The sequence below is a fragment of the Planktotalea frisia genome (genome assembly GCF_001890925.1).
In the GTDB taxonomy this organism is placed as follows: Bacteria; Pseudomonadota; Alphaproteobacteria; order Rhodobacterales; family Rhodobacteraceae; genus Planktotalea; species Planktotalea frisia.
On the sequence record NZ_MLCB01000162.1, the window covers coordinates 18024 to 28686 of the forward strand.

14 protein-coding genes are annotated in these 10663 nt (G+C 55.8%); 12 read left to right on the forward strand and 2 right to left on the reverse strand.

The window, feature by feature from the left end:
- The first annotated feature begins 30 nt into the window (after positions 1-30).
- From crtA to PFRI_RS14515, 10 genes are all read left to right on the forward strand, one after another.
- Positions 31-735 (forward strand): spheroidene monooxygenase, encoded by a 705-nt coding sequence (crtA, locus tag PFRI_RS14475; RefSeq protein ID WP_072631419.1) that lies wholly within the window; start codon positions 31-33, stop codon positions 733-735.
- Entirely contained in the window at positions 732-1739 is a 1008-nt protein-coding gene (gene bchI, locus PFRI_RS14480) for a magnesium chelatase ATPase subunit I (RefSeq protein ID WP_072631420.1), read from the forward strand. Before crtA ends, bchI begins: the two co-directional genes overlap by 4 nt.
- A complete protein-coding gene (locus PFRI_RS14485) occupies positions 1740-3398 on the forward strand; it encodes a magnesium chelatase subunit D (RefSeq protein ID WP_072631421.1) in 1659 nt (552 codons plus the stop codon).
- Between the two features lie 3 nt (positions 3399-3401).
- On the forward strand, positions 3402-4289 hold the full coding sequence (gene bchO / locus PFRI_RS14490) for an alpha/beta fold hydrolase BchO (RefSeq protein ID WP_072631422.1): 888 nt from the start codon (positions 3402-3404) through the stop codon (positions 4287-4289).
- Complete coding sequence (gene hemE, locus PFRI_RS14495) at positions 4286-5332, forward strand: uroporphyrinogen decarboxylase (RefSeq protein WP_072631423.1); 1047 nt, start codon at positions 4286-4288, stop codon at positions 5330-5332. Before bchO ends, hemE begins: the two co-directional genes overlap by 4 nt.
- A gap of 77 nt (positions 5333-5409) precedes the next feature.
- Positions 5410-5925 (forward strand): SRPBCC family protein, encoded by a 516-nt coding sequence (locus PFRI_RS14500; RefSeq protein WP_072631424.1) that lies wholly within the window; start codon positions 5410-5412, stop codon positions 5923-5925.
- A gap of 8 nt (positions 5926-5933) precedes the next feature.
- Positions 5934-6422, forward strand: coding sequence for an HAD family hydrolase (locus PFRI_RS21980; RefSeq protein ID WP_425439471.1), 489 nt, complete (start codon positions 5934-5936; stop codon positions 6420-6422).
- Positions 6382-6591 carry an HAD-IA family hydrolase gene (locus tag PFRI_RS21985; RefSeq protein ID WP_170124867.1) on the forward strand — a complete coding sequence of 70 codons (210 nt, stop codon included), beginning with the start codon at positions 6382-6384 and terminating at the stop codon, positions 6589-6591. The genes PFRI_RS21980 and PFRI_RS21985 overlap by 41 nt, the downstream gene beginning before the upstream one ends.
- Positions 6592-6665: 74 nt before the next feature.
- Complete coding sequence (locus PFRI_RS14510) at positions 6666-6989, forward strand: ArsR/SmtB family transcription factor (protein WP_072631425.1); 324 nt, start codon at positions 6666-6668, stop codon at positions 6987-6989.
- Positions 6986-7399 (forward strand): SRPBCC family protein, encoded by a 414-nt coding sequence (locus PFRI_RS14515; RefSeq protein WP_072631426.1) that lies wholly within the window; start codon positions 6986-6988, stop codon positions 7397-7399. The genes PFRI_RS14510 and PFRI_RS14515 overlap by 4 nt, the downstream gene beginning before the upstream one ends.
- A gap of 5 nt (positions 7400-7404) precedes the next feature.
- On the opposite strand, the gene PFRI_RS14520 is transcribed toward PFRI_RS14515, so the two are convergent.
- Positions 7405-7725 carry an ArsR/SmtB family transcription factor gene (locus PFRI_RS14520; protein WP_072631427.1) on the reverse strand — a complete coding sequence of 107 codons (321 nt, stop codon included), beginning with the start codon at positions 7723-7725 and terminating at the stop codon, positions 7405-7407.
- 74 nt (positions 7726-7799) lie between these two features.
- Here PFRI_RS14520 and PFRI_RS14525 point away from each other — a divergent pair, with 74 nt between their 5' ends.
- A complete protein-coding gene (locus PFRI_RS14525) occupies positions 7800-8243 on the forward strand; it encodes a DUF6428 family protein (RefSeq protein WP_072631428.1) in 444 nt (147 codons plus the stop codon).
- 2 nt (positions 8244-8245) lie between these two features.
- On the opposite strand, the gene PFRI_RS14530 is transcribed toward PFRI_RS14525, so the two are convergent.
- Positions 8246-9493, reverse strand: coding sequence for a urate hydroxylase PuuD (locus PFRI_RS14530; protein WP_072631429.1), 1248 nt, complete (start codon positions 9491-9493; stop codon positions 8246-8248).
- Positions 9494-9588: 95 nt separating this feature from the next.
- Between PFRI_RS14530 and PFRI_RS14535 the strand changes: the two genes are divergently transcribed.
- A complete protein-coding gene (locus PFRI_RS14535) occupies positions 9589-10494 on the forward strand; it encodes a LysR family transcriptional regulator (protein ID WP_072631430.1) in 906 nt (301 codons plus the stop codon).
- The last annotated feature ends 169 nt before the right edge of the window (positions 10495-10663 follow it).

The window sequence follows — 10663 nt, forward strand, 5'->3', positions numbered from 1 at the left end:
CTTAAGGGAATCCACAGGGAACGCACGACGATGTCGCAGGTTGTCAGTTTCAGTCTCTTCCGCTTTGGCTCTTTGCGTGCGCGCATCTGGGCCTTTTTGATGATGGGACTCGCTCGACGTCATATGAGCAAAATCGAGGGTATCGATTTTTGGAAGCTGTGTGGCTCCGGCTCTGGTGAGGGGTTCACACCGCTTCCCAACACCTCTGTATATGCGATTCTAGCCACTTGGCCGGATGAAGCCACGGCACGCCGCGCCATTGAAAATGACCCACTCTTTCAGCGGTACAAAGACACGGCAAGTGAGCATTGGAGCATGTTCATGAGCACCGATACCGCACGCGGTGAGTGGTCTGGCAAAACCCCGTTTATCCCAACAAAGCATAATAAATCCGGCCCTCTCGTGGCGCTCACGCGCGCAACAATCAAGCCAAGCATCGCGGCCCGTTTCTGGCGCCGTGTGCCCAACATCTCAAACGTGATCGGCCAAGACCCCAACGTCATTTTCAAGATTGGCGTCGGTGAAATTCCACTGCTCCATCAAGTGACCTTCTCGATCTGGCGCGACGCGACGCAAATGGCCAATTTTGCGCGCACGGGACCCCATGCAGAAGCGATCAAAGCAGTGCGCAGCGAAGGCTGGTTCAACGAAGAGCTCTACGCGCGCTTCACCCTTCTTTCAGATATCGGAACATGGGGCGGCGTATCGCCCTTAGCAAAAGTGGACACAGCATGAAGCATCCATTCCCCTTCTCGGCCATTGTTGGTCAAGACGACATGAAACAGGCGATGATTCTCACAGCGATTGACCCCTCGATTGGCGGCGTTCTGGTGTTTGGGGATCGCGGCACAGGCAAATCCACCGCCGTGCGCGGGCTTGCTGGCCTCTTGCCAAGCATCAGCGCAATCAAAGCCTGCCCCGTCAACAGTGCCCGCCTCGAAGACTGCCCCGAATGGGCAAATGTCGAGGACGGCGCAACGCACGAAATTCCGACCCCTGTCGTGGATCTACCGCTTGGTGCATCTGAGGATCGTGTCACTGGCGCGCTTGATATCGAGCGCGCTCTGACGCGCGGCGAAAAGGCGTTTCAACCGGGTCTCTTTGCGCAAGCAAATCGCGGGTATCTCTACATCGACGAGGTCAACTTGCTCGAGGATCACATCGTTGATCTCTTGCTCGACGTTGCCCAGTCCGGCGAAAACGTGGTGGAGCGCGAAGGTCTTTCCATCCGTCACGCTGCCCGTTTCGTCCTTGTTGGCTCGGGCAACCCTGAAGAGGGCGAGCTGCGTCCGCAACTCTTGGATCGCTTCGGCCTTTCGGTCGATGTCGCCTCTCCGAACAATATCGACGAGCGTGTTGAAGTCATCAAGCGCCGCGATGCCTATGAGAACAATCACTCCGCCTTCATGCTCCGCTGGCAGGCCGAGGATGCTGCTCTGCGTGATCGCATCGTTTCTGCGCGCGCGGCGTTGAAGGAACTCGAAACCCCTGATAGCGCGCTGCGCGATGTGGCCGAGCTTTGTCTTAACCTTGGCGCAGATGGTCTTCGCGGCGAGCTGACATTGCTCAAAGCCGCACGCGCCTATGCAGCGTTCCGCGATGACACACATCTTGCAACCGCGCATATTCGCGCCACAGCTGCCCTCGCTCTGCGTCACCGTTTGCGTCGTGATCCATTGGATGATGCAGGTTCTGGCACGCGGGTTGAGCGCATCGTACAAGACACGCTGGGTGTCTGAATGACGCCTTGGGATCGTGCAACGCTGGCTTTAACCTTGCTGGCAATAGACCCGAAAGGGTTCTCAGGTTTGATCGTGCGTGCACGTGTCTCACCTGTGCGCGATGCCTTTATGCAGATCGCAAAACAGCTGCCGATGCCACAAGTCAAACTGCACCCCAGCATGACCGCACAAGTGCTTGATGGTGAGATTGATCTCTCCTCGACGCTGAAAAGCAACGCCTTGGTTATGCAAAAGGGCCTGCTTGACCGCCCGCCTTCTTTGTTCACGCTTCCTATGGCGGAACGCGCTGATCCCTATCTGACCGCACGCCTGAGCCAAACCCTTGATACGGGTGACGGGCACTGTTTCCTCGCGCTCGATGAGGGCGTTGATGAAGATGAAAGCATCCCCACATCCCTCAGTGATCGCGCTGCTTTTTGGATCTCGCTTGACGGCCTTGCCCTCGCGGACTTCGATGCGTTCCAGCTACCCGAAAACCTCGAAATCATCGCGAAAGCGGTGCGCAAGGTTGATATCCCTGACGATATTCCCGAACAGCTTGTCACCCTCGCTGTCAGTCTCGGCATCCCCAGCCTGCGCGCGCCGACTTTGGCTCTGCGCACGGCCCAAGCTCATGCAGCACTTCACAATCGTGACGTGATCAACGCCGATGACATGACCCTTGCCGTTGATCTCGTTTATGCACACCGCGCCACGCGTATGCCCGAGCTTCAAGAAGATGAGCCAGAACAGCCCCAAGACACCGAACAACCCGAGAGGCAGCAAAACGACGATGACACTCTAACCATCCCAGAGGATCTTTTGCTCGACGCCGTCAAAGCCGCGCTGCCCTCAGATCTGCTCGAAAAGCTTGCCGCTGGCGCAAAGAACAAACGCAACAAAGGGACGGGAACAGGCGCCAAGCAAACCGGCAATCGCCGTGGTCGCCCACTGCCTGCACGTGCAGGTTCCAAAAGCAGCTCTGCGCGCGTTGATCTGATTGCGACTCTGCGCGCTGCAATTCCATATCAAACCATCCGCAAGCGGGCGCAGCCCGACCGCCTCGGACCCATCATTCACCCCGGCGATCTGCGTCACAAACGCTACCAAACCCTGTCGGACCGCCTGCTGATCTTTGCCGTTGATGCCTCCGGCTCTGCGGCGATGGCGCGTTTGGCCGAAGCCAAGGGTGCCGTTGAAATGCTCCTTGGCGAAGCATACGCGCGGCGCGATCATGTGGCGCTCATTTCCTTTCGCGGTCTTGATGCCGAAGTGCTTTTGCCTCCAACCCGTTCGCTGGTGCAAACCAAACGCCGCCTTGCCGCGCTTCCCGGTGGTGGTGGAACACCCCTTGCCTCTGGCCTGTCCGCCGCGATGAGCATGGCGCAAACCGCCTCGCAAAAGGGCATGTGTGCAACGATTGTTCTGCTCACTGATGGGCGCGCCAATATCGCGCTTGATGGTCAGGCCAATCGCAAACAAGCCGCTGAAGACGCTGAAAAAATCGCGTCCGAGATTTCGATGCTCGGGCTGGAAACACTGGTGATCGACACGACAATCCGCCCTGAACGCGCGCTCAAAACGCTGGCTGAGAAAATACAAGCCACCTATATCGCCATGCCGCGCGCTGATGCCAAAGGCGTTTCTGCTGCCGTCACCGCGTCACTCGCGAGTTAAACGATGGATTGGGCGAGCAACAGCGCAACTTGGCCGCACTCTGAGCATTCTCGCTTTGTCCTCAGTAAACCCCACAAATGGCACCTTCAAGAAATGGGCAGCGGCCCGCTTTTGCTACTTATTCACGGCGCAGGCGGCTCGACGCATAGCTGGCAGCACATAATGCCTATACTCGCCGCGCACTACCGCGTCATTGCCATCGATCTGCCCGGCCAAGGTTTCACCAAACTTGGCGCACAACAGCGCTGCGGTCTTGACCCTATGGCCGAAGATATACTTGCGCTTTGCGCTAAAGAAAATCTGCGACCCGCCGCTATCATTGGCCATTCAGCCGGTGCTGCGATCGCGCTGCGCATGGCCGAACGTCTCGCGCCAAGTTCACCCCAAATCATTGGCATCAACGCTGCACTTGAACCCTTTGCGGGTGTCGCAGGCGTTATGTTCCCGATCCTTGCCAAAACCATCGCCGCCGTCCCGCTGGTCTCTGATTTCTTCAGTGCGACCACCTCTATGGGCAGCGGTGTTGAGCGTATTCTCAAAGGGACAGGCTCAAACCTGCCCCCCCAAGACATCGCCTATTACAAACGCCTCGTTGCCAGTCGCACCCATGTGAACGCGACCTTGCAAATGATGGCGCAATGGAAACTCGACGCATTGATTGAGGGCCTGCCTAACAACCAAGCACAAACTTATCTGATCGCGGCTGACAATGATCTTGCCGTACCACCCACAACCTCACAAAAAGCTGTCGCCAAAATGCCGAATGCCCATTGCGACATGCTGTCAGGTTTGGGACACTTAGCTCACGAAGAAGACGCGCATCGCGTTGCCGACCTCATACTCAAGGCCCTCGCGCCGTCGCATCTCGAAAACCAAGGAAACTCTCTATGACTTCTCAAAAAACCATCCTGCGCGCCCTAGCCGGTGAAACATTGCCAACACCACCAATCTGGATGATGCGCCAAGCGGGACGGTATTTGCCAGAGTACCGCGCCACACGCGCGCAAGCGGGCGATTTCCTCTCCCTGTGCTATAATTCTGAACTGGCCACAGAAGTCACGATGCAGCCCATCCGCCGCTACGGTTTTGACGCATCCATCCTGTTCGCAGACATCCTTTTAGTGCCACAAGCTTTGGGCGCTGATCTGCGGTTCGAGACAGGCGAAGGACCGCGCTTGTCCACAATCACGAGCCAAGCGGAACTCGACGCTCTCAAACCAGCTGATGAAATCCACGAGCACCTCGACCCGATCTATCAAACGGTGAACACGCTCTCCAAATCCCTGCCCGACGAGACAACCCTCATCGGTTTCGCAGGCGCGCCTTGGACAGTCGCCACCTATATGATCGGTGGCAAAGGCACGCCTGATCAAGCGCCTGCGCACGCGCTCAAAGCTGAAAACAAGGCCGTCTTTGAGGGCGTGCTCGATCGCATCACAGAAGCGACGATCCTTTACCTTAATAAGCAGATCGAAGCAGGCGCAGAAGTCGTCAAACTGTTCGACAGCTGGGCGGGTTCGCTCAAAGGTGATGATTTCGACAACTACTCCCTAACGCCCATGCGCAAAATCATTGATGGCGTGCGCGCGTCACATCCAAATACCCCCATCATCGCCTTCCCGCGCGGTGCCGGTGAGCGCTACAAAGGCGCACACGAAGCGACCGGTGCGGATTGTATCGCATTCGATGATGCCGTCAGCGCAGAGTGGGTCGCCGAGAATGTGCAACCCGATGGGTGCGTTCAGGGCAACCTCGCGTCCAGCCACATGGTTACAGGGGGCGACGCTCTCGTTTCAGAAACGCGCCGCATTGTTGATGCCCTCTCCAAAGGTCCGCACATCTTCAACCTCGGCCACGGCATCACACCCGACGCTGACCCTGAAAACGTGCAATTGATGATCGATACAGTCCGCAGTTCTACGCGCGGGTCGTAAACCCGATTGCAAAATTGGGGCTGGCAGTGTTGGATTGAACCGACACGTCAGCCACGCCCCAAGATCGGACAAACAATATGAACCTGAGCGATTCCAAAACCATCAACGCAGACCCCGCCACGGTTTATGCCGCACTGTTGGATCGCGATGTGCTCGCGTCCTGCGTTCCGGGCTGCAAGGAAATGACAGGCTCGCCCGAGGAAGGCTTTGAAGCGACGGTCGTGCAAAAAGTCGGCCCCGTCAAAGCGACCTTCAAAGGCGCGGTTGAACTCAGCGAAATGGTCGAGAACGAAAGCCTCACCTTGAGTGGCGCTGGCAAAGGCGGTGCCGCTGGTTTCGCCAAAGGCGGCGCAAATGTCCGCCTAGAGGCTGACGGCGATCAAACGATCCTGCACTATGATGTAGAGGCGAAAGTCGGCGGCAAGCTCGCACAACTTGGTAGTCGCATCGTGGATGGCTTTGCCAAGAAAATGGCGGATCAGTTTTTCACTGCATTTCAGGATGCCGTTGGTGCGCCTGATACGGATGAAGAAACCCCTGAGGACGACGATGCCCCTAAGAAAGGCTGGTTTCGCAAACTTCGCGGTGCTTAACCGAGAACTTGCTCCTTAAACAGCCTCCAAAACTTGTAATCTTCGACTGTGACGGCGTTCTTGTGAACTCCGAACCGATATTCAATCGCGTTCTTCATGACTTTTTGCACTCTTGTGGCGCTCAGCTATCCTTCTCCGAATGCTGCGAGCTATTCATCGGCAAAAGCAGAGACGATGTTGAGCAATACCTAACCAACGAAGGCCTGAGCTTTCCTGCAAATTGGTCGACTGGTTTTTATGAACAGGCTTTGGATGCTCTGAAGAACGAGGTCACAGCAATCAAAGGCGCAAGGACTGTGCTTCAAAGATTGATCACAGCCAAAGTACCGTTCTGCGTGGCCTCAAATGGCTTGCTTGCAAAGATGCACGTCACTCTAGAGCGCACTCAAATGCGCGCTTGGTGTGAAGGCAGGATGTTTTCCGCATACGATGTCGGCCAGAGCAAACCAGCCCCCGATGTGTTATGCTGCCAAGACCCTCGGTGTTCGACCCAATGAGTGCGCCGTAATAGAGGACAGCCCAAGCGGGTTCGAAGCTGCCGCGAATGCACAAATGCGCTGCTTCGCCTATCTTCCTGATCGAGGGACGACCCCTGTTAACCTTTTCGGCGCGCATAAATTCCACGACATGCGAGACCTGCCAAACATGCTTGGATTGAACGGGTAAACTAACACAACCCTTGACATGATACCATTTGGTACCTCAATATAAGATACCAAATGATATCACGAGAGGACCCGATGACCCAACCGCTCCAACAACTCGGCTTTCGCGCGCTCGCAGACCCAACCCGTCGCGGCATTCTGCATTTGCTTGCGAGCCAAGATATGACAATCGGCGAAGTCGCCGAAAACTTCCAAATGACCCGCGCAGCCGTGAAGAAACATCTCACCGTGCTGAAAGAGGGCGACCTAATCACCATGCACACCGTCGGACGCACGCGCGTGAATGCGCTGAACCCTGATGGGCTGAAACAAATCCACGACTGGTTCAGCTACTTTGATGCGTTCTGGGATGATCGCCTCGCTACCCTAAAATCTGAAATAGAAAAGGACACGAAATGAGCGATACAACCCTGCGCAAATCCATCTACCTCAAGGCCACACCAGAGCAAGTCTGGGCCTATCTCACCGACCCTGAGAAACTCGCGATCTGGTTTCACAAACCCAAATCCCCTTTGATCAAAGGCGCCTATGCCATGTACGGCACACAAAGCGGCGACAAACTGATGTGGGGCGATGTTCTCGTGTCGGAACCGCATACACGCTTGGAATACACCTTCACAATCGCCCCTATGGGGGATGCAACCAGCACCGTAAAATGGACCCTTGATCCCGTTGCAGGTGGCACGCGTTTGTCATTGGTGCACGAGGGCTTGCCCGTTGGCGAAGCGGCCTTCGGCCTCACACTTGCGCTCGACAAAGGCTGGGACGATCACTTGGCCCGTTTGCGTACAGATGCGCATGGCGGCTGAACCAATTATCTCAACACTGCGCAGCAGGCCTTAAGCTCTGGGCTTCCGGCGCAGCAATCCTCTAGCAAGAACGTCATTAGCTCCCCAATGCGCGCAAAATTGATCGTGTAAATCAAGCTACGCGCTTGGCGTTCTCGCGTCAAAATGCCCGCGTCGGTCAACGCTGACAGATGAAACGATGCTCGCGACGGGCTTGCCCCAACACTCTGCGCAATATCGCCCGCATTCAAACCATTTGGCCCCGCAACCACCAAGGCACGAATGACCTTTAAGCGGTCCGCGTTGGACAATGCGTTGAACAGGGTTGCGGCATCTTCTTCATTCATACTTCAACACCTCTTGAAATGCAATCACTCCTATGTCACTTTATTTCAAGAATCATTGAAATGAAAGAGAGCCCATGACATTTGCAACCCTTCTTACGCAACTTAACGCGTTCGACCCTGAACTTCCCTTGGTATTCACATTAGAGGGCACAGACATCGGCGCAGGCTATCACGTCACCGAATTGCGTCATCTCTCAGCGACCGGCATAGATTGCGGCGGCACAATTGAAACATGGGAAGAAGCCAAATTGCAGCTGTTCGACCTGCCCGGCAAAACCCATATGAGCGTTGCCAAATTTAGCGCAATCCTGAAGCAAAGCCTAAATAAACTGCCAAGTTTAGCGGACACGTCGTTAAGCGCAGAGTTCGCGCTCGGCAACATCGGCCTGCGAACGCTGTCGCTATCGCAGCCAAGGCTCGACGACAGTCGCGTCTTAGTGGAACTTCAAAATTTGACAGCGCTTTGTAAACCGTTGCAAAGACAACAGACGAAAGAGCCCCTTGTCTGCTGCGGCTAGCCTCACTCGGTTGAAGCAACCTTCCCAGCACCCCGATACCAGCGCACAATCGCCGCGCGGTCTGCTTCGGGAATGTCCGTAATGTTCGCAGGCGGCATCGCGTGCGACACCCCCGCCTGCAAATAAATCTCGCGAGCAGAGCGGGCAATGTCATAGCGGGTCTCTAGGAAAACACCCTTAGGGGCCCAGCGAATACCATCCCAGCTCGGTTCGCGCGCATGACACATTGAACAACGACCAAGCACAATGTTCTCCACCTCTTCGTAGCCCGCCGAAGCGACCAACATCTCTTGATGCGCGGACAACGGTTGCGCCTCCGCCACATCATAATCTTCACCCCATGTGTTCGCCGTGCTCAGCCACGCGATGATGATCATCAAAATCACCGTCACCGCCCATGTCCAGCTTGGCCCCTTACCTGTCGAATGCAGCGTGTTGAAGTAATGACGAATCGTGACACCCGTGAGGAAAATCAGCGATGCTATGATCCAGGAATACTCCGTTCCAAACGCCAGCGGATAATGGTTCGAGAGCATCAAGAAGATCACAGGCAACGTCAGATAGTTGTTATGCGTGCTGCGCAGCTTGGCAATCTTGCCGTATTTCGGGTCAGGCGAGCGGCCCGCCTTCAGATCTGCCACAACGATGCGCTGGTTCGGCATGATGATGAAAAACACATTGGCCGTCATAATCGTTGCAGTAAACGCGCCCAAGTGCAAAAGCGCCGCGCGCCCTGTGAACACTTCGTTATAGCCCCACGCCATGATCACCAAAATCACGAACAACAGAACCATCAACAACGTCGGCGTCTCGCCCAATTGCGATTTGCACATAAAGTCGTAGGCAATCCAACCAATCGTCAAAGAGCCCGCAGAAATCACGATTGCGCTGAGCACAGACAAGTCAGCTTTCGCCGGATCGATCAGAAACAACTCAGCCCCAGCCCAATAGACAATCATCAACAAAGCAGCGCCGGACACCCATGTAATATAGCTCTGCCATTTGTGCCAGATCAGATGCTCCGGCATGTTCTGCGGCGCGACCAGATACTTCTGGATGTGGTAAAACCCACCCCCATGAACTTGCCATTCTTCACCAGACACACCGTGGGGCATATCAGGCGCTTTCTTCAAACCAAGGTCCAAAGCGATGAAAAAGAAAGACGCCCCAATCCACGCCATCGCCGTAATCACATGCAGCCAGCGCACTGCAAACGAAATCCAATCCCAGAGTATTGCAAAATCATACATCGATGCCGTCTCCCCTATTTATGCGCAGACTATCCACTGGCTGATTTTTCCGCTATAATTGGCATTGTACAAAGAGTGTCAAAAATAGCCAAACAATGTCTTACTTCGATAACCTTCGCACCTTCGTGCGTATCTACGAACTTGGTAGCATGTCCGCCGCTGCGCGCGACCAGCGCATTTCGCCTGCTGTCACCTCTGCGCGCATCTCGCAACTGGAATCGCACCTTGGCGTGCGCCTGTTCCAACGCACCACCCGCTCTTTGACCCCCACCGAGCAGGGCCGCATCTTTTACGATGGTGCATGCGCTGTCCTAGAGGCGGTCGAAGCCGCTGAAGCAGGCGTTGGCGACGCCACAGAAAACCCGCGCGGCACTTTGCATATCGCAGCACCCTTGGGTGTCGGCCGTCGCCTGATTGCCCCGCATGTTCCTGAGTTCGCGCGCGAATTTCCTTTGGTGGATGTCCGCCTGCGCATGACAGATCGCAAGATCGACCTCACCGCCGAAGGCCTCGACATCGCGTTCTTCCTAGGCCGACCAGAGGATTCTAATCTGCGCATCCGCAAAATCGCCGATTGCGAACGCGTCCTGTGCGCCGCGCCTGCTTATATCGCTGAACATGGCCACCCCAAAACAGGTGCCGAGATTGATCGCGGCAAACACAACTGCCTCAATCTACGCTTCCCCGGCGCGACCGAATTCCAATGGGAACTCTCCACCCCCGATGGCCCGCGCAAGTTCGACGTGCAGGGCCGTTTCGAGTGCGACGACAGCGATGTTCTTACCGATTGGGCCCTCCAAGGCGCCGGCATCGCCCTGCGCCCCGTTTTCGAGATCGCGCAACATTTGGAGTCTGGCGCTTTGGTCACAGTGGTCGAGGACACCCCGCCCCTCCCCGTGCAAATGGCATGTCTCTACACGCACCGCCGCCACCAAGACCCAAAGGCGCGTTTGTTTATGGAATTTATGATTGAGCGGATGGAGGGGGCTGTGAAGGGGTGAAGTGTTTTGCGACTTACAGGCGAGTTCAAACTCTTTGAAACCGCCTGAGTTCCGATATCAGGTTTTATGTGATTAACGTTGAGGTTGAAACAGGAGGCATGCCTAAGGTCTGCTGTGATGAAGGTTTTTCGATGCGGGCCAGTGCGCGAGGTTTCGGCGAGGGACTGAC

What these genes read in the sequence shown, in the direction of transcription:
- crtA (WP_072631419.1), top strand. Translation starts at nt 31, where the DNA reads ATGTCGCAGGTTGTCAGTTTCAGTCTCTTCCGCTTTGGCTCTTTGCGT.
- bchI (WP_072631420.1), top strand. Translation starts at nt 732, where the DNA reads ATGAAGCATCCATTCCCCTTCTCGGCCATTGTTGGTCAAGACGACATG.
- PFRI_RS14485 (WP_072631421.1), top strand. Translation starts at nt 1,740, where the DNA reads ATGACGCCTTGGGATCGTGCAACGCTGGCTTTAACCTTGCTGGCAATA.
- bchO (WP_072631422.1), top strand. Translation starts at nt 3,402, where the DNA reads ATGGATTGGGCGAGCAACAGCGCAACTTGGCCGCACTCTGAGCATTCT.
- hemE (WP_072631423.1), top strand. Translation starts at nt 4,286, where the DNA reads ATGACTTCTCAAAAAACCATCCTGCGCGCCCTAGCCGGTGAAACATTG.
- PFRI_RS14500 (WP_072631424.1), top strand. Translation starts at nt 5,410, where the DNA reads ATGAACCTGAGCGATTCCAAAACCATCAACGCAGACCCCGCCACGGTT.
- PFRI_RS21985 (WP_170124867.1), top strand. Translation starts at nt 6,382, where the DNA reads ATGTGTTATGCTGCCAAGACCCTCGGTGTTCGACCCAATGAGTGCGCC.
- PFRI_RS14510 (WP_072631425.1), top strand. Translation starts at nt 6,666, where the DNA reads ATGACCCAACCGCTCCAACAACTCGGCTTTCGCGCGCTCGCAGACCCA.
- PFRI_RS14515 (WP_072631426.1), top strand. Translation starts at nt 6,986, where the DNA reads ATGAGCGATACAACCCTGCGCAAATCCATCTACCTCAAGGCCACACCA.
- PFRI_RS14520 (WP_072631427.1), bottom strand. Translation starts at nt 7,725, where the DNA reads ATGAATGAAGAAGATGCCGCAACCCTGTTCAACGCATTGTCCAACGCG.
- PFRI_RS14525 (WP_072631428.1), top strand. Translation starts at nt 7,800, where the DNA reads ATGACATTTGCAACCCTTCTTACGCAACTTAACGCGTTCGACCCTGAA.
- PFRI_RS14530 (WP_072631429.1), bottom strand. Translation starts at nt 9,493, where the DNA reads ATGTATGATTTTGCAATACTCTGGGATTGGATTTCGTTTGCAGTGCGC.
- PFRI_RS14535 (WP_072631430.1), top strand. Translation starts at nt 9,589, where the DNA reads ATGTCTTACTTCGATAACCTTCGCACCTTCGTGCGTATCTACGAACTT.